Annotated in this window: 15 protein-coding genes; 7 read left to right on the top strand and 8 right to left on the bottom strand. The window is 43.6% G+C overall.

All coding sequences use genetic code 11. From position 1 onward, the window contains the following. The first annotated feature begins 386 nt into the window (after positions 1-386). A complete protein-coding gene (locus D7322_RS25040) occupies positions 387-1,001 on the top strand; it encodes a hypothetical protein (protein ID WP_121126917.1) in 615 nt (204 codons plus the stop codon). Here the strand turns inward: D7322_RS25040 and D7322_RS25035 are convergent, their stop codons facing one another. The 3 genes from D7322_RS25035 to D7322_RS25025 are packed head-to-tail and all read right to left on the bottom strand — an operon-like array spanning position 1,002 to position 2,671. Next, on the bottom strand, positions 1,002-1,373 hold the full coding sequence (locus D7322_RS25035; protein WP_121126916.1) for a hypothetical protein: 372 nt from the start codon (positions 1,371-1,373) through the stop codon (positions 1,002-1,004). A gap of 31 nt (positions 1,374-1,404) precedes the next feature. Then, positions 1,405-2,241, bottom strand: a complete 837-nt coding sequence (locus D7322_RS25030) for a helix-turn-helix domain-containing protein (RefSeq protein ID WP_183078841.1) — start codon at positions 2,239-2,241, stop codon at positions 1,405-1,407. After that, positions 2,228-2,671, bottom strand: a complete 444-nt coding sequence (locus D7322_RS25025; protein WP_121126914.1) for a response regulator — start codon at positions 2,669-2,671, stop codon at positions 2,228-2,230. Before D7322_RS25025 ends, D7322_RS25030 begins: the two co-directional genes overlap by 14 nt. Positions 2,672-3,204: 533 nt before the next feature. On the opposite strand from D7322_RS25025, the gene D7322_RS25020 reads away from it, so the two are divergent. Beyond that, complete coding sequence (locus tag D7322_RS25020; RefSeq protein WP_121126913.1) at positions 3,205-4,440, top strand: tyrosine-type recombinase/integrase; 1,236 nt, start codon at positions 3,205-3,207, stop codon at positions 4,438-4,440. A 215-nt stretch (positions 4,441-4,655) separates the two neighbouring features. Here D7322_RS25020 and D7322_RS25015 read toward each other — a convergent pair whose 3' ends face one another. Genes D7322_RS25015 through D7322_RS25005 form a run of 3 tightly spaced genes read right to left on the bottom strand, consistent with a single transcriptional unit; the run spans position 4,656 to position 7,816 of the window. Further along, positions 4,656-5,444 (bottom strand): HAEPLYID family protein, encoded by a 789-nt coding sequence (locus D7322_RS25015; RefSeq protein WP_121126912.1) that lies wholly within the window; start codon positions 5,442-5,444, stop codon positions 4,656-4,658. Positions 5,445-5,498: 54 nt separating this feature from the next. Then, entirely contained in the window at positions 5,499-6,680 is a 1,182-nt protein-coding gene (locus tag D7322_RS25010) for a C1 family peptidase (RefSeq protein ID WP_121126911.1), read from the bottom strand. 8 nt (positions 6,681-6,688) lie between these two features. Further along, the gene (locus tag D7322_RS25005; protein WP_220700170.1) at positions 6,689-7,816 is read right to left on the bottom strand and encodes an acyltransferase family protein; all 1,128 of its coding nucleotides are present in this window, start codon (positions 7,814-7,816) and stop codon (positions 6,689-6,691) included. Positions 7,817-8,114: 298 nt separating this feature from the next. Between D7322_RS25005 and D7322_RS25000 the strand changes: the two genes are divergently transcribed. Next, positions 8,115-10,436, top strand: coding sequence for a TonB-dependent receptor (locus D7322_RS25000; protein ID WP_121126910.1), 2,322 nt, complete (start codon positions 8,115-8,117; stop codon positions 10,434-10,436). A gap of 5 nt (positions 10,437-10,441) precedes the next feature. Continuing rightward, positions 10,442-11,224, top strand: coding sequence for a DUF4249 domain-containing protein (locus D7322_RS24995; protein ID WP_121126909.1), 783 nt, complete (start codon positions 10,442-10,444; stop codon positions 11,222-11,224). 31 nt (positions 11,225-11,255) lie between these two features. Here the strand turns inward: D7322_RS24995 and D7322_RS24990 are convergent, their stop codons facing one another. Beyond that, a complete protein-coding gene (locus D7322_RS24990; protein ID WP_121126908.1) occupies positions 11,256-12,326 on the bottom strand; it encodes an endonuclease/exonuclease/phosphatase family protein in 1,071 nt (356 codons plus the stop codon). 91 nt (positions 12,327-12,417) lie between these two features. Continuing rightward, the gene (locus D7322_RS24985; protein ID WP_121126907.1) at positions 12,418-13,497 is read right to left on the bottom strand and encodes a mechanosensitive ion channel family protein; all 1,080 of its coding nucleotides are present in this window, start codon (positions 13,495-13,497) and stop codon (positions 12,418-12,420) included. A gap of 318 nt (positions 13,498-13,815) precedes the next feature. On the opposite strand from D7322_RS24985, the gene porL reads away from it, so the two are divergent. From porL to D7322_RS24970, 3 genes are all read left to right on the top strand, one after another. Beyond that, on the top strand, positions 13,816-14,628 hold the full coding sequence (gene porL / locus D7322_RS24980) for a type IX secretion system motor protein PorL/GldL (RefSeq protein ID WP_121126906.1): 813 nt from the start codon (positions 13,816-13,818) through the stop codon (positions 14,626-14,628). Between the two features lie 30 nt (positions 14,629-14,658). After that, a complete protein-coding gene (porM, locus tag D7322_RS24975; RefSeq protein ID WP_121126905.1) occupies positions 14,659-16,194 on the top strand; it encodes a type IX secretion system motor protein PorM/GldM in 1,536 nt (511 codons plus the stop codon). Positions 16,195-16,451: 257 nt separating this feature from the next. Next, positions 16,452-19,646, top strand: coding sequence for a SusC/RagA family TonB-linked outer membrane protein (locus D7322_RS24970; RefSeq protein WP_121126904.1), 3,195 nt, complete (start codon positions 16,452-16,454; stop codon positions 19,644-19,646). Positions 19,647-19,656 lie beyond the last annotated feature (10 nt).

The raw sequence follows: 19,656 nt of genomic DNA, 5'->3' as shown, positions 1-19,656 counted from the left end.
CTAGGCAATACCTAGCCGCCTTTTTAGTGTAGCCCATTCTCTACAAAATACTTTTTTCACACTTTTTAACACGATTAACGTCAATTTTCACACGAAAAGTTCCAATTATATTTTCTACTTTTGAACCATCAAGTCATTTTTTTTGCGTTCGACTTGATAATATTAATGGATAAAATGGAACGAAGGCGTTCGTTCCATTATTTTTTTTACACCTGAAAGCCAGCTTATTAGCTCAAAATCCACATCACCTATTGCCAGTCTCTGCAACATAAGAAGCTGACGATTTATCCCTGAAACTTCTTAACTTATCAGCAGCCTGCCATTTGATCGAGGTGACAGCATGGACAATTGATGCGATGTGCTACAGGACATCATTTAAGAAAAAAATGGGAAAAGTTACGGACAATGCATTGGCCACCTTGATTTCATCACGGATTACGGAGATTATGAATCAGACAGGACTCTCGCTCAACGGTCTTGCAAGCTTCGCCGGTTTAACGGCAGGACCGCTGCGCAGTCATTACAATAAAACGCTCACCATCCCCGTCGAACATGTCGCAAAAATATGTCGGCCATTCTCCATTCCGCTCGCAGATTTTTTCAATCCCAAGATAGCGCTGGTCATAGCGACCGAAAATCTTCCAGGCTTAAGGATCTTTAAAGAAACAACATCCGCCCAGAAACAAAACTTCCTGCTTAAGCAGAAAATCAACCCCGCAAATGAAGCTGTCAATGAGGACCTGAGACGGCAGCGCGAACTGATCGCCTATGTTGTTTATGCATCGGATTATTTTACCGAACCGCGGACACTCGAACAGATGGTCGATGATTTTCAGGAAAATTACAAAATCAATTTTAGCACCGAAAGGATCTATAGCTTGTTACGCAAATATGTGGGGCGTGAAGTCTTGCAACGAAAACCTTTACCCAGGCCCAAATGCAAAGGTAGCATCAGCAGAAGGCCCTTCTTGTATTTTAAGCCCGAGACCGAAACTCAATAGCTATAAAGCAGTTATTGAAACACAGGTATTTAGCTGATATTGAAGCGGAAACGTTATCAGTCCCAGCCCATTTATTCTGATAAAGTGCATAGCAGGCGGAATAGCAGACCTGCTTCCGTCAGCTTTCCCAATATCGATGTGTTCGCTGATTACGCGCATCTCAAATGGCCCCGGGACGGTAACAACCAAAGAATCCAAAGAAATCGCTCCACCGCCAGCCGATGAAAAATAAACATGATCCGGAATATGACAGACCGAGATAAAATCCCCCATCCGAATTGTCAATGAAGCTTGTTGCGCCATAGCATTCCTGCTATTGAACAGCTCAAAAAACAACATAACCACGATCAAGCATAAGCGATCAACTTTCATATGCCATAATTTTCTTAGACTTTCATCTGAACTAACTTCCCCGCAGCATACGCGGAATATGACCGGTCTGCTTTTTCACAAAATTCCGGAAGTTGGATTCATCATTAAACCCCATTTCATAGGATATCTGTGAAATGGAAAGATTGGTATGCTTGATATACCTTACAGCCTGCTGCACCAAAACGGACAAAATCATTGATTTGGCAGTTTTTCCGGTGGTCGCCATACATATATCCGTAAGCTTACGCGCAGTAACATGAAGCTGATCGGCATAAAATTGCACATAGGTATATTCCCTGCAATGTTTATGAATCAACATTGAAAAATGATTTACCAGTCCAATATCACTTGTGTTCTTTTGCTGCAGCATCTGACCGCCGGCCGATACCTCATGATACACATCCAACAAAAGCGATTCCACACAGTGATGTGCAACAAGATCAAATATATAGTTCCCCTGCATGCTGGCCCTGCCGAGCCGGATCGTAATATGCTGATTAAAAACATGTTCAGCAAAGCAAGAATCATGATAGAGAACCGGACGTTCCCCAAAGAACACGGGTGAATGAATAGTGGCGGTATCCTCGACCGAACGTTCATAAAATTCAGCAGTGAAACGGAGCACATAACCTCTGCCCACACGCAGATTTGACATGTCGATGGATCTACCCGGACCAACAAAAATCATCTGGTCTGCCCTAAGATGATATTTTTCTTTCTCAACGAAAATATCAATCGGCTCAAAGGTCTTGACTATCGTAAAAAAATCCCCGCCGGTTTGTTCGAGGTCCTGGTCGGGGATGCTCCTAAAACCAAAAAACCGGAAACCGACGGTCGTGATATTGCCTAGTTGATCAGGAATTTTCATGCGAAATGATTGAAATATTTTTTCTAACAACCAGAGGCCTCTCATATGGAGCCCCCATCATTCCATAACCGCAAATTAATCCCAGCATCTGTTTCGGATCACGTTTTGAAAACACCTGCAGCGCTCCATTCCTCTTAAAATCATTTATTTCAATCAGACTATCCGTAGCAGTATATCCGAATACTTTGATGGATGGAAATCGACGGCTTATTTCACGTACCGTATCAATCCCGTTCATAACGGGCATATGCAGATCCAAAATACAGATCTGGGGCAATACTTTGCAAGAACCGAGATAGCGCAGCAATTCGCTCCCGTTATCTGCCATAAATTGCAAGTCGAACAGATCAAGTTGCGTCGAAAGCAGCTCAATAATTTTTTGCTGAAGCCTGCAGTCATCCGCAAAGACCAACTTAATCTTGTTTTCCATGTGTGCTTATTTTTTACATTAAACTATAGTACATCACTACAAATCATCAAAAGATTAAGAAGGAAGTATTTTCATTTCCAACAATTTAATGTCCGACACTTTGTTACAATCGGGTTTTATTTTTTCCACGTCTCTTCCGGCAGAAATTTTATAAAAAGAATTCTCCGGTTCGACAAGTATTACCTCAACTTTTGGTTGTATATAATTGCGCTTGGATTTCATCATTATGCTACGATAGGTTTTTTAAACATTTTCTAAATAACCACTTGGGCTAATAATATTAGTCTAATTCAGACTAAAAAAAATATGTTATCACCTGGTTTTCAATGCTATAAATTTTAAACATTTTTATACCATACCCATTCAGCTAATGATTGGGTATTTTTTTTAATTCCATGGTTATTTTAACACAATCGTTTGCACGCATTTAAAATAAAAACGGTATATTTGAGTAAGTGAAATTGTAGTCTGAATTAGACTAATTCGTATATACTATTATCTTTATACTCAGATATTAGTAAAAAGTGTACGCGATGATTTTCAATTTTACCCTGTTGAGTATAGGCTCAACATCCCAGATTGCCCTAAAATTTATTGATGAACAACAAAAAGAGTTTGTCGTAAAAACAACCTTAAAGATCAATCCCAATCGTTGGAATCAAGATAAACAGCGCCCGGAAAACATTTACCTAAAAATCTATAAAAAGCTTAACGCAAAATTAGATACAATCAAAATTTCGGTATCCAGTTACCTGAAAGAGGTCGCATCTAAACAACGTAAATTTTCACTCAATGTTTTGACCCGGCTCATAAAAAAATGTTGCATTATAAAAGAAAGCCCTTATGAACCCGGAAGTCTGTTAGAAGCAACGGACAACTTTATCCAGAACCGTCTGCACCTCATATCCGGCAATACACATCGGCGATACAAGGTCTTTTTCAGTATGCTGAAGCGCTTCGAAGGTTTTCAGCAAAAAAACCTGATGCTCAACGAAGTAAATAGCAATTTTGTGAAAGATTTTATCAGATTCGGAGAGTTGGAATCCTACAGTTCCAGTACCATTTATCGGACTATATATTTTGTTCGCACTGTCCTGAATTTTTTAGAAAAAAGAGGAATACGCACCTTCGTTTACGAACTGGAACTCCCAAAAATTAAAAAATATAACCGGGTCATCAGTCTTACCGAAGATGAGCTCATCCGTATCAAAGAAACTGTTGTCCCCCCGGAACTGAAGGCAGCCAAGGACTGGCTAACCATCAGCTGTTACACCGGACAACGCGTTTCAGATTTCATGAATTTTAACCTGGACATGATGGAAATCCTGGACGGAAAACCCTGTCTTTCGTTTACACAGCAAAAAACACAAAAGACAATTCTGCTTCCCTTACATCCTACTGTCGTACATATTATGTCTGCTAATGGAAACGACTTCCCTTCAAAACTTTCCGCTCAGAAATACAATGAACAGATTAAGGAAATCGCGCGCCTGGCCGGTATAAATAGCCTGATCAAAGTTCGCACCCGAACTGGTTTCAGGTCGACAGAAAAACTGATACAAAAATGGGAGGCCATTACCAGTCACATCGGCCGACGCAGTTTTGCCTCCAATTTTTACGGGAAGATACCGACACCATTACTTATGCAAGCAACCGGACATAGTACCGAACAGATGTTTCAGCGCTATATCAGCAATACGGACACCGAAAGAACCCGCTCTTTGGGTGCTTATCTGGACGAAGTTTATAAGAGTAAATTTTTAGTGTAACGTTTGATATTTGGGTAAGACCAAAAATTATCCCTTATGAAACAAAACGGAACCTGTTAAGATCAGTGGATTTATACGATACCAATATATTGTATCATATTTTAAGAAATAATTTATAATTTAAGCTGACAGCACATGAATTCATAAACAACAAACATATATTTTCTTCGTCATTTGTCTTGCATACGACAATTGTACAAAGCAGTTAGGAGTGTTTAAAGCTGATAAATCAGGCGAAAAAATGAGCTGATCGCGTTTTCCTTTCCTGCTATCGGAAAGCCGACCGCCATACCGATGGCCAATTTATTGCTCAGCCCCAATTTAACCTGTGGCCGAAGTGTTGTTTCCAACAGGCCTCCGGCAACTTCCTGATTCACCTCAAGGCCAATAAAATGGTCGGTTTTTGGCAAGGTATAATGCAAGGAAGTATTGATCTGCCAGTTCATTTCGGTTGTACGTGATTTATAATGATAAGCTATTTCTGGCCCGGTATAAATTAATGTATGCCAGTTGGTGTGCCAGCTTTTCGCAGCTACAAAAAAGGGATTGAACGCAGTACCTCCATCCACGAAATTAAAAATCTGTGTATAGCCTATGGCCAATGTTGTCGCCTGTTTTTTGGAAACATAAAAGGAATACTGGGATGACAGCCTTAACCTTTCGAGTTCATTGCCCGAGGAAACATCGGCCGTTTTACTTTTTGAATAGGCAAAATCGGTTTCCACCTCTAGCCCCAGACGGTCCATGGGTGCAAACTCATATTCTGCCAAATAGCCATACTCATCTGTCCTATCCATTTTTTTGATATCAGCCCCCACATTAAACTCCTTCTCCCCTTTTCTTGCGCCCAGATCACGAACAAGATCATTATATAGTGGCTCGGCATGGTGCACCTTATCCGGCAACGGCCTATTTTCCTGCGCACTGACCGAATCTGTCAGCAAAATAATTCCTATTATCACCAAAAATCCAAATCGTTGTATCGCGTGTCTATCGTAGTTCATACCACAAATCACAGACACAATTATGGAAACAATTGGGAATCTCCGGTCTTTATGTTATTCGATCTTTAATTTCGTCCGCAGGGACAGATCCAGCGCCGCCTTATGTAACATCAGTGTAATCGTTTTATAGCTGACAAATTCTTTGGTGACATACATATACCCTTTAAAATCGTTGGCTTTCCCCCATGAATTTTTAACAAGGTAATATTCTTTACCATGCTGATCCTTGGCTAGCCCTACGATATGCATCGCGTGATCATCGGTGGTCTCCCAATTGTCGAAGGCCTTCTGCCGCTCTTCGGGAGTCACTTTCCTTTCGGGCATCGGCTTGACAAACATGGCCTTTTTCTCTTCGCCGGACATACTGTCGAAGGGTTTTTCGGGAACATAAGCAATACCATAAGGCCATGAGAACCCCTTTTCAGACACATCCGTTGTCCAGGCAATGGTAAAGCCCTGTTGCAATGCCCTATCTATAATTTCCGTTAGATCCTGCATCGGCACATTATAAAAACGGTCAAATGACCAATTGTCCGGCACCATTAGCACAAAAGGCTTGTAGTACGGCTGATCCGTTACAGAAGCAAAACCAATGTAATCATCAGGATCGATGCCGATCACCTGATCCGCAAATGATCGCGCCGTATAGGTTTTGCCCTTAAAGTCAAATTGTTGAGGTACCTCCCCAAGATGAGCATCAAGTGTTGCGCGGTAGGCCTGCTCCCAGTTTGGGGTCAATGGCCTGCTCTTTATCAGCACTTTGAGCATGGCGTTCAGCATGGGTGTCATTTTCTTAAAATCATTATAGGTTTGTCTGCCACGTAAGCCTGTGTAAGCAGCCCCCGGCATCGCACCATACTTGCGAAATACATTCAGAACATCATGTAATTGTCCCCCTTCGCCCATCGTCAGACCTCCGTGGAGACGCACAAAATTATGCGCCCTGTCCACATAGGCCTGCCTGGCGGTATAAACCTGTGAAATTTCGACCGGCTCTTTTCCCATTCGGATCATCTCCGACTCCAGAAATGAATTACCGGTATAAGACCAACAGGTATTCGATGCGCCCTGTTGTTTTACCGAGGTGCAGCCAAGATTGATGACATCCGTAAAAACATATTCCGTTTTAATTCGCTTATACTTGTTTTTAATGAACATCTTACGTCCATAGTTGACCAGCAATGCCCCGATAACCAGTACAAACAGAATAATGACAGGCTTTTTATATCTTTTCATAAACTCTATTAACGTCCGCCACTGACAATTGCCATAAACCGGGGCCAGAACTGCTTTAAAAAACTGTAAATCATCAGACCAAAAACAATGATAATAACGGGGCAGAAAAAGTACAGAAACAGCAATAAGACTTCAGACTGTGGCTTGAGTAACTTAAATAAAAACTTAATAACAAACACCAAAGGTAAACGATGGTAGGCAAAAATAAAAAAGCTGCTATTGGCCAGGAACCTGTTTGTACGCCAGCTTTCTTTTCCTATAAAATGAGCAACGACTGACACCGTAGCAATAAGACCTATGCTAATTCCCGCACAGTATAAATCAACCCACCAGCTTTTGTTCAGAAATAATAACTGTGCCACAACAAGCAGGACATACAAAGGCACGGCGATCGATAGCATCGGCCGCATACCACTGACAAAGTTTTTATTGTTGATGCTAAAATACGCCCCTGCAGTGAAGAAAAAGAAAGAAACCGTACTCAGCCCCGGCAAATAAAAAAAGGGATTAAAAATCCAGAGCAATCCCAATATAATTACGGCATAAGTCCGCAGTTTTTTAATCAGGATATAGAATATAGGCGAAAACAGCACTACAACTATCAGATCACGGATAAACCAAAAGGGTGAATTAACAGGCAACGATTTCTCCGAGTGCGGGTTAACCTGAGAGGTATCCCAAAAGGACCAGAGCCAGTCCAGCAGGCTATAATCCGTTATTAATTTGTTTCTTCCTGAAACTAAACTGCCCGACAAAAATGACTGTGCAAGCAAAAGGAATAAGATGACCAACAGATTCCAGAAAACATAAGGAACCAACAGCGAACGGACACGATTTTTCAATTTCTGCAGGTAGATTTCCATAGAAAAACCAGCTGTTTTATAGAAAAATAAAAAACCTGAAATAAAAAAGAAAAGCGGTACACAGACCTCGAAAATAACTTTGGAAAATAAGAAAAAGATATGCGAGAACAGGGGGTAGTCAACAAAGCTGATCTGCTTTACGCCCTTCATAACAATATCTGAAAAATCTGTATGGATAAATACCACACCCACAATCAGCGGGAAACGCAAAAAATCAATGGTCCTCGACTGCAGCTCATCGCCAGACATTTTATAATGATAATCTTTACCCATTAGTTAGATTTACAGGATACATTTGTGCCATTAATTTACACATTTCTAAGTAAATATCAGGCATCTGGTTTTCGGTTCGACAGATCTACCCACTGATCACTAGCAAATCTACCATTCAAATAAAGCGCTTAGAACAATATTTCATGTACCAAAAGCGTTACATAGTTACTAAACCACATCAATAAAAGAGACTACTATGCAGCTAAAATCGTTTAAACTATAGCAATAAATATTAATAAAAGGTTAATACGTCATTCTGTTTTTTATTGTTCAGAAATCAACCAGACCAGCGTTAAAAATGAGCTCGATTATTTCCTGTTTTCTTCCCATTTCAATTGTACTATCCCCTTTCCTTGCCTCCGCACAAGACGCACTGCTAAGTGGCTCCATTCGCGATTCCGTTACTCAAACACCGCTACGCGGAGCCATTATTACCATAAAGGACGGCATACGCACGACCACAGACCAGCAAGGACATTATCAGATCACGGTTCCTAAAGGTATTCACCTGGTAACGGTAAGTTACACGGGCTATCGGCAACAGGTAGCGACGCTCGAATTACGGCAGACACTTGAAAAAAACTTTGCGTTACAGCCCCTTACCAAGCGAATGGACGAGGTCGTCGTATCAGCCAAAGAAAAGGGCGAAGCCATCGACGATCCACAGATGAGCACGGCTCATCTCAATATGAAGGATATTAAAGATGTCCCCGTCATCTTTGGCGAGAAAGACCTCGTTAAAACCATACAGTTGTTGCCTGGTGTACAGAGCAGTGGTGAAGGCTCTGCCAATTTTCATGTGCGCGGTGGTGACGGTGGACAAAACTTGATCCTCCTTGATCAGGCTACCGTGTATAATGCTTCGCATCTCCTCGGATTTTTCTCTACCTTTAATTCGGATGCGATCGAGGATGTACAGCTCTATAAGGGCGGCATACCGGCCCAATATGGCGGACGTCTATCTTCTGTACTGGATATTTCCATGTTGAATGGCAACAAAAAGCAGTTCTCCGGCGAAGGCGGCCTGGGTATAGTTGCTTCGCGGCTCAAACTGGAGGGCCCAATTGCAAAAGACAAGAGCTCCTTTCTATTCAGTGCCCGCCGTTCCTATGCCGATTCCTTTTTAAAACTGGCGAAAAGCAAAGACATGGATAAGAATAGTCTGTATTTCTATGATCTGAATGCCAAGCTCAGTTTTAGTCTGGGCAAGAAATCAAACCTATATCTATCAGGCTATCATGGCAAAGACAGATTAAAGTACAGCGACCTATTTCATCTTTTCTGGGGGAATACTACAGCAACGGCACGGTTGAACCACCGCTTTAACAATAAAATATCCAGCAACACCTCACTTATCTATAGCGGATTCAATTATCAGGCCGGTGTTTCCAGCGAGCAGATCGATTTTCAGATGGTCTCCAACATCCGGAACGTCAATGCTAAGCAGGATTTTTCCTATTATGCGAATGTTAATAATACCATCCGGTTGGGGGTAAGCGCACTGGCACAGTCCATCCGGCCGGCCAATCTCTCTTCGGGCAAAAATCAGTCTGTCAATCCGACGGCCATTGAAAGCCAGCGCGGTATTGATCTCGGTGGTTATATCTCCCACGAATGGAAAGCTACCACCAACCTGTCGTTACAGTACGGTATCCATGTCCATGATTTTATGGTCCTGGGCAAACGGACTTTCTATCAATTTGACAAAAACGGACAGCCTGTTTCCGAAAAACGGGATAACAGCCAGATTGCCAAACACTATATCAATCTGGAACCACGTCTTTCCGCCAGTCTGATGCTGGATGAACGCAGCAGCTTAAAAGCCTCGTACAACCGCATCGTGCAGAACCTGCATCAATTGACCAATACCACCGCCAGCCTGCCCACCGATCGGTATGTACTCAGTAGTCTCCATATCAAACCACAGCGCGTAGACCAGGCTGTCCTTGGTTACTTCCGTACTTTTGTGAACAAGCAGTACGATTTTTCGGTCGAAGCCTATTATAAACGTCTGGGCAATCAAATTGACGTACGCAATGGGGCCACCTTACAGGCGGATGCCTATTTCGAAGGGGAGCTGCTCTTTGGTATTGGTCGGGCTTACGGCCTGGAGGGGCACCTACGCAAGAACAGCGGCCGTCTTAAAGGCTGGATCAGCTATACCCTTTCCAAAAGCCGACGTAAATTTAACGGAATCAATGACGGAAAATGGTTCAATGCTCGGCAGGATCGCACACACGACTTCGCAGTTGTGGCCAATTATGCCCTTTCGGACAGCTGGACAGTCAGCGGAACATTTGTCTTCAACACCGGAAATGCCGTTACCTTTCCAAGCGGAAAATACCTTGTCAACGGCAAATCCATGTTCTACTACACCGAGCGAAACGGTTACCGCATGCCTGACTATCACCGCCTGGACCTGTCAGCGACTTACGCCTCCAATCAAACCGGCAAACGCTTTCATTCGAGCTGGACAATTGGCATATACAATGCCTACAACCGCAAAAATGCTTATACCATTGACTTTCGGGAAAATAAGGACAACCCCAATCTCACCGAAGCTTACAAAATTGTTTTATTCGGAATCATTCCTTCCGTCACCTGGAACTTTAAATTTTAGACCTTATGAATGTTAAACTGTCTTTTATCCTATGCGGTCTGTTGTTGCTGATTTCTTCCTGTGAGGAAAAAATGGACCTTGATCTCAATGAGGCTACCGCACGCATTGTTATTGATGCCCAGCTATCCGATGCCAGTTCAGTCCAGCGGATACGCATTTCACGATCTGTCGGATTCGACGATCCCATCAATACTTCCGGGATCAAAGGAGCAACGGTATGGGTCAAAGACAATGAAAATAGGAACTACTCCTTTCAATATGAGAAAGACGGCTATTATATCCATCGTACCTTTAAGCCCCTTTCCGGCCGGACCTATACGTTGCTTGTTGAGGTCCAAAAGCAGCAATATGGCTCTACCTGCCGGATGCCCACCTATGTTGCCGTGGAGTCAACCCATATTTCCGAAAAAAATCTCGGCGGAGAAAATTATTATTTTGCGGCACTGACCTTTAAAGATCCGGCTAAAATTTCCAATTATTATATTTATACCCTCTCCACCAATGGCGGTCCCTTTCGTTTTGCACGGGCAGAGTCCGACCAATTTAACGACGGACTGAAAGTAACCCATTATATAACCGACCAGGAGGAAGACCTATCCCTGGGTGACACAATTACAATACGCCGCTATTGTGTGGACCAGAAAACCTATCAATATTGGAACGAGTACCAAAGCAACAATCTCAGCAACGCCGCACCCGGGAATCCGAAATCCAATATTTCCAACAACGCATTGGGCTATTTCTCTGTTGCGGCAGCAAAGGAATATCAACTACGGATCGGACAATAGCCAGAATCAGGGAGCCCATCGCATGCGCAAACTATTCACGGTTGTCACTCTCCTCTTTGCGTCCCTCCGCGATCAGTTCATTGATTTCGCTCATTTCTCCCTTTTCAAGTTCTTCGATATCTTCCGCCTGCTCATCCGAATAGCGATCTATAAAGAAGGTACAGCCCATGGGAAAGTGATCAGAACCTACCGAAGGATAAATAAACAGCTTGTCTATGAATACATTTGGACTATGAAACAGCAGATCCAGCGGAACCCTGAAAAACCAATAATTGGCATGAAAGGTCGATAAGATGCCACGTCCGATCCGTGCATCGATGAGCTTGCTTGTTTTTTTAAACAGGACTGAGGACCTTGCCCAGGCCACATTGTTAAAATCGCCCGTCACCACTACCGGCATTTTATAATTGCGCACCTTTTTCGCCACGCTGAGCAGATCACCATCCCGTTCCTTGGAGTTCTCTTCTTCCGTAGGACTTGGTGGCGGTGGATGCACCGCAAAAAATATAAAACGGTGACCGTCTTCTGTCTCCAATTCAGCCTCGATACTCGGAATATCATCAGCGACAAAGTAGTGCACCCAACTTTTATTGACCTTGAGCTTGGTGTAAAAATGCATGCCATAAGTATTATCCAAGGTCACTTTGACCACATTAGGATAGTCTGATTCCAATTCACGCAAGGCATTTTCCCAAACCGCATCACTTTCCATTGTCACAAAAATCTGCGGTTGCTCTTTCCGGATCAGATCTATAAAACGGTCGTACTCTTTATTGAACTGCAAGATATTACAGGATATAATTTTAATACTATCTGAAGCGTCTTTCCCCTTTTCATATATTTCTTTCCGCCAAAATTTGGTGTAGCGCACCAAGATAAATACGTGATAGCCAATCAACAGCGCCTGAAGAATCTGTATGCTCCATATCCAGGGAGCGTCCGCAACAAGATAAAATCCCCAGGCCAGTACCGGTACCTGAAAAACCAGCAGCTGCAATTTCACAAATTCGGCCACACGAAAGACCCAGTGCTGGCACCGGATAAAAGGAAGCAAGCTAAGGAGAATCAAGAGTCCCGACAAAACAAAAAATATGATCTGCATATTAATTTCAAAATTATATCACAAAGATATGGCCTGGACAAGACATTTCCGTATCCAATCACTGACCGGCAGGAAGATCCCATAAAAAGGGTTACGCTTTAATTTCTTTCGCGGTGTAATCGACACGTGTTTTGGACAGGGCATCCGGAAAATTGGACTTGATATAGTCGATCATCTGTTCACGTATGTAACAGCGGAGATCAAAAGCTTGCCCTGAATTACGGCAGCTCATCAAGCAGCGTATCTCCATGGTCTGCTCCCTAATATCAGTCACCTGCAAGACATTCACTTGACCATCCCATAAGGGATGCCCGGCGAGCAAGACCGTCAACTTCTCCCGAAGCTGCTGCACGGGGATGGTAAAATCGGTGTAGATAAAAACCGTTCCCAATATCTCAGCTGTAGTCCGCGTCCAGTTCTGAAAAGGTTTCTCGATAAAATAGGTGATCGGCAGTACCAGACGACGCTTGTCCCAGATATTGACCACCACATAAGTGAGGTTGATTTCCTCAACCTTTCCCCATTCCCCTTCTACCACAAGCACATCGTCCATTCGTATGGGCTGTGTAAATGCGATTTGAAAACCCGCCAGCAGATTCCCAAGTGATTTCTGTGCCGCAAAGCCAATGATAATACCGCCGACCCCCACACCGGTCAGCAATCCTGCACCGATCTTTTGCATGCTTTCGAAACTTAATAATACAATCGCCAGTGCGACCACAATAATGATGGTCACCACCACTTTGCGGATAAAAACGATCTGTGTCCTGACCTTCCGCTCACGTAAGTTATTCTCCTTGTTGACATCAAAGCGATGGTACAGATAATCTTCAAATACTTTGATCGCCTGAATCAAAGCCAAGGCGAAAAAGCTGACTAACAATATCTCGTTGATTTTGGTCACCACCTGTAAAGTTCTGGCATTAAAATGCGCAAAAGGAAGTAAACTGTTAAAGACCAGCAAGGGAATAAAAACACTCAATATCCTGTTGAATCGGCGAATGAATGAACGGAACAGGGAATAAGAAGACTGCTCGATCGCCTGCCTTCGCAACAGGGGTATAAACAACATTTTTATGAGAATACCGATCAGGAATGAAAATAGGATTAATGCCATATTCCAGAGCCATACAGGCCAGTTCTGTGAAAGTTGGATTAATACTTCGGTCATAACGTTATAATTTTCTATTGCACTACATATAAATTACTACTATGTATAACTGTTGGGCAGAGGTAACGTTTGTTTTATTTTGAGAAAATACCATTTGCTATCACAAATGGATCACCTAAGAGCATAAAATTAGATCAAGATTCATCTTTGGTATATTTTTTGAAACAAGCAGGTCTGTTATATAATCAACACGAAATGGAGGTGCCATAATTGATCATGCATACTATTAAAGGTACAAATCCGTTTTATACAGATGGATTTAACAAAATAAAATAAAACTATCCACAAAGAATTAGAACCAAACACACATCAAAAACTATGAGCAAGAAAAAAGACAATTCAAGATGGCTTAACGTGGCTATATCCTGGGGAGCGAGTATCGTTATCATCGGGGTACTGTTCAAAATCCTCCATATCGGCGGCAGCACCGCCAACTATATGATCGGTATCGGACTCGGCGTGGAAGCCCTCCTTTTCTTTCTGATGGGTTTCAATCCCCCTGCACCAGAACCTGACTGGAGCCGTGTTTATCCTGAACTGGATGACAACTTCAATGGAGAGCTACCTGTCAGGGGTAAAACCGTAGTGGCGCAGCCTGCAGGACCTTCCGCTACTGCCGCATTGGACAAAATGTTTGCGGATGCTAATATCGAACCGGCGAGTATTGAAAACCTGGGACGTGGATTACGCGATTTCAGCGAGAAGGTATCGGCCATCAACAAACTGTCTGACGTTTCGCTGGCAACGGAAGAATTTACACAGAAACTGCGCACCGCAACATCAAAATTTGACCACCTGAGCTCTGCTTTTGAAAAAGCTTCGGAAAACCTTGTAGCGATGTCAAATACCTCCGGTGATACGGCAAATTACCACGATCAGGTGAAAAATCTGACAACTAATCTTGGTCAGCTCAATGCCATGTATGAGCGTGAGCTACGTGACTCCGCATCACACCTGCAGTCCATGAATAAGTTTTATGAGAACTTAAGCTATACCATGCAAAACTTCAACGAATCACTGGATGACTCCAAAGCATTTAAAGAAGAAGTGGGCAAACTGGCGAAAAATCTGAATGCATTAAATGCGATTTACGGCAATATGCTGAGTGCCATGAACCAGCCTCGTGTATAATTTATCCTTGTATTACTTAAATCTGAAAAAATGGCATTAGGAAGAGAAACGCCAAGACAGCGGATGATCGGCATCCTCTATCTGGTCTTGCTTGCTTTACTGGCACTCAATGTACCGGATTCAATCTTGGATGCATTCAAAAATATCAACAACAGTCTCGAAACATCCAAGTCAAATGTCAACACCGCTGTACAACAGCTATTCGCTGCATTTGAAAACACCAAATTAAAGGAGGAACCCGCAAGGGCCAAACCTATTTACGATAAAGCAAAAAAAGCACAGGCTATTATTGGCGAGCTCGACAAATATATTCTGTCCCTGAAAGAAGAATTTGTCAAACAGGGCGGCGGATACGATGAAGAAAAGGGAGACCTTGTCAAACGGGAAAATGAAGATATCTCTCCCAATCTGATGATCAATGAGAAAAAAGGAACGATTCTGAAGGACAAGATTAATGAAACCCGTTCCAAGTTATTGGCATTGCTGACACCTGAAGAGCAAAAAATGGTTTCTTTTTCCCTTGAAGCCAAGAATCCAGAGAAGTCGGTGAATGGCAAAAGATCCTGGGAAGAGATCAATTTCGGCAGTGGCACGCCATTGACCGCAGCGATGACCATCCTGACAAAGATCCAGACCGATGCACAAAATGCCGAGTCTGATGTGGTGAAGATCATTCTGGGCAAAATGGATCAGGCTGTGGTCAATCTGGACAAATTTGCTGCAGTAGCCGTTGCTCCCACGTCTTATTTGGTACAGGGACAGCCTTACAAAGCCGAAGTCTTTTTAACCGCATCCGATTCCAAGTCCGAACCGGCTATCTCTGTCAACGGTTCGGCATTACAGATTGTGGACGGCAAAGGGGTATACTCCGTACCGACCAACCGCGAAGGTATTTTTAGCTGGACCGGAGTGATTAAAGTAAAACAGACAGACGGATCATTTAAAGAATACCGCACACCACAGCAGACCTATCAGGTCGCCCGTCCTTCGGCCGTGGTATCACCAGATAAAATGAATGTGCTGTATATCGGCGTCAATAATCCGATTTCTGTTTCTGCTCCGGGCACACCTACCGATAAAGTGCGAGTAAGCATGAGCGGCGGAAGCATATCCCCTGCGGGCGGCGGCAAATATAATGTGCGGGTGAGCTCACCGGGCACAGCGCATATCTCTGTAGCTGCAGAGGTGGCTCCGGGAAAAACACAGACTCTGAGTTCGACCGAATTCCGCGTCAAGCGAATCCCGGATCCGATTGCCAAATTTGCCGGTAAAACAGGCGGTTCTATGGCAACAGTAGCGCTGAAAGCACAAAATGCACTCTTTGCGAAACTGGATAATTTTGATTTTGACGCTACATTCAAAGTGACCAAGTTTACCATGATTATCGCCAAACCCCGTGCAGATGCGATCGTACTGTCTACCTCAGGCGGTCAATTAAGTTCAAGCATGTCCTCGGCCCTGAATGGCATCGTGCCGGGAACACGTGTGATCTTTGACAATATCGTTGCCGTAGGTCCGGATGGGACTTCCAGACAACTCAATGCCGTCGCATTAACGGCAAACTAGTAAAATCACCCCTACCTTTATACTTAACGCCTGTTCTATTCGTAGAGCAGGCTTTTTTTGTGTGTTACCAACAGTTCAGGACAGTGGAATAAAAGTTTAATTGCATTATTGTACTGTAGCTCTTTCAGATCCTATTTTCTGCTTAAAACTATCTATCCATTATATGGAATTGCCGTAACCTGAAAGAACCTATTAACCAATAATTAAAGTAATCATTTACTTTCTCGAAAAACCAATTATAAAACAAATTGAACTGTATGAATTACCAATTTTTTACGAGATCGCTACTGAAAAGAAGTATCAAATTGCTGTGCCCGTTGATTGCACTTTCCCCCAGCCCTTTATTCGCAAATCCGTTTACAGCAAGCCCAATTTTGCTGAGCAGTAAATTTGCCGGCATCACAGGGCGTGTACTGGATCCGGACGGCAAACCCGTCTACGGTGCTACGATTTTGGTCAAAGGCAGTAAAGCCGGGGTCAAAACCGGCGAAGACGGTGTGTTTCATATCAATCTGCCTGCCGATAATCAGGTCATTATTGTCAGCTACATTGGCTATAAAGTGCAGGAGATAGACATGACCGGAAAAACAAACATCACCATCCGGCTTGAATCCAATACGAGTATTGATGAAGTCGTCGTGGTGGGCTATGGTACAAAAAAACGCGGTGAGGTACTAGGCGCTGTGGCTTCGGTCGATCCCAAAGAAATCCAGGATATCCCGGCAGCAAATATTGCGGCAGCCTTAAGAGACCGCGTTGCAGGACTGGGTGTCAGTGAATCATCCGGTCGGCCGGGGGCAGCAGTTACGTTAAACGTCCGGAACGCCTTTGCCTCCGATCAGGCCAAGTTGCAGGGTGTGACAAACGAACCCTTATATGTCATTGACGGAATCATTTCCACATCCGATGTTTTTGAAAATCTGGACGCCTCCATGGTCGAAAATATATCGATCCTAAAAGACGCCTCAGCAGCAATTTATGGGGCATCGGGAGCAAAAGGCGTTATCCTTGTTACCACTAAGCGAGGACAGGCCGGCAAGACACAACTGAGCTACAACGGTTATATGGGTATCTCAGATGCCACCGTTAAGCCCAAAATGCTGTCGGCCTATCAGCATGCCAAATTATTGAACGAAACCTATGCCCTTAACAATGCGCAGCCTACTTTATTCTTTTCAGATGAAGATCTCGCCTATCTCAAAACCAATCCTTACAAAAGCTGGTATGACGAATTGTGGAAATCTTCCAGGATGGAGCGCCACAATCTGTCTATTTCCGGTGGCAGTGAAAAAGTCACCTTCTTTGCAGGGGGCAGTTACCAAAAGGAAAATGGCAATTATGCCGGCATGAGCCAACAAAAATATTCCTTTCGGTCGGGATTCAATGCTGAAATCATCGATGGACTGAAAGCAGATGTGGCTTTTAACGTCAACAATACCAAGACCAACAGCCAAAATAGCCTGTCCGATGACCGCGACCAGAATTTCTATCAAACCCTGATCACGACCCCGCAATGGGTGCCTATTCAGATCGATGGTCTGCCCGTCAACTTTAATAACATCAACGCCAATAGCAACACCAATCCATTGGCCATTATTAATTCAGGTTATTATCAAAAGCAGAACAATACAAACTATAGCATCAATGCCTCGCTAAATTATGCTCCGAAGGCCTTGAAAGGTTTTAATGCACGTATCCAGGTGTCGCATTCCGGCACATCATCCAGTGGTCAGGAATACCTTCCGGCCTATAATCTATACGAATTTGTGCGGAGCGGCAACAACAATCAGCTCTACACCAACACAGTAGACAAAGTTTTCCGTATGGAAGGTAATAAGACAAGGATCATGCCTTCCTTGGGCAAGGGAAGTAGTTACCAGGGGAATATCGTGTTACAATATGCCAATACCTTCGGCGATCACAGCATGGCCATTATGGCTGGTGCAGAGCAATCAGCCACTAATACCGAAGGCTTATCAGCCTATTGGACCAACCAGCAGCTTTTGAACCTGGATGAGTATTGGGCCTTTGACCAATCTACCTTCACAAACAATAGCCGCACGATTGACGAAGCAGTAAAACGTTCTGTCTTTGGCCGCTTCAATTATGACTACAAGAAAAAATACCTCGTGGAGGTGATCACCCGCCTGGACGCATCCTCGCGTTTTGCAAAGGGCAATATATGGGGATTGTTTCCCACAGTCGCGACTGGTTGGGTAGTCAGCGAAGAAAACTTCTTTAAAGACCTGAACTACATCAGCTATCTAAAGGTGCGGGCCAACTACGGGCTTGTGGGCGAGGATCGCGTCAACGCCCGCCTATGGCAGGACCGCTTTAGTGTAGACCCGGTCAACACGGGCTACCTTTATGGCGAAACTCCAGTCGCATCGCTCAACCCTACCATCATTGCCAACCCTGACATTTCCTGGGAAAAACACCGCACGTTTAACTTTGGTATTGAATCGCGCTGGTTTGATAATAAACTGAGTTTCGGATTCGAGTATTACTTCCGCGATTCCTACGATGTATTTGACAAAGGGAATGACGAGAATTTCCCGATGTATGCCGGATTCAAGGCACCGGTGGTTAATTATCAAAAACGCAAAGGCTGGGGAACTGAATTCTCCCTGGGTTACCAAAATACATTTTCCAATGGGCTTAAGCTATCCACCAACATGAATTTTGGTTACTCGGGCAGCTATACCACGCAGATGTACTTCAATAAGTTCCAGCTTTATGATTTCTCCTATCCCGACTGGAAGGTCGAAATGGGTACCGACTCCCGCAAATACAATACCGGCAATTATGGACTGATCTATGTGGATATGCTGCGTACACAACAGGATGTGGATAATTTTCTGGCTAAAAACCCCAACTATACCATCGACGGGAAAGTGCCACAGGTCGGCTGGACAGTATACGAAGATACCAATGGCGACGGAAAAATTACCGAGAAAGATCTCACCACCATGTTTGAGAATACATCGCCTATTTTCTCTACGGGTGTTACCATCGGTTTAGCCTATAAATCTTTTTCACTGAACACCAACTTCCGTGCAGTTTTTGGCGGCAAAGCGTTTTATGAATCACAGGCTATGACTGCCCCTACCGATAAAGTCAATGTACCCAGCTTTTGGGAAGACCATTGGTCATTGGAGAATCCCGATGGCAGATTCCCCCGTTACGATGATGCGGCCATGATGAAAAAGTGGAATTCGACATTCTGGGCAGAAGACGGGACAACCATCCGCATCAATAATATGGTGTTTAACTGGGCTGTTCCCAAAAATTTTACCGATAAGATCAATGTTCGCTCGCTCAAGCTGATGCTTTCGGGCAATAACTTATGGACGATCGTCGCACCGTTTAAACATCGTGACCCTTACGCTACGTCCTTATACAACTATCCGACCATCCGGACACTTTCCTTTGGTTTAAACTTTGGCATTTAACATACAAAGA

It is taken from the genome of Sphingobacterium puteale, from assembly GCF_003627955.1.
In the GTDB taxonomy this organism is placed as follows: domain Bacteria; phylum Bacteroidota; class Bacteroidia; order Sphingobacteriales; family Sphingobacteriaceae; genus Sphingobacterium; species Sphingobacterium puteale.
The sequence above is the reverse complement of the archived record's forward strand: the minus strand, read 5'-3'. Positions and strand labels throughout refer to the sequence as shown.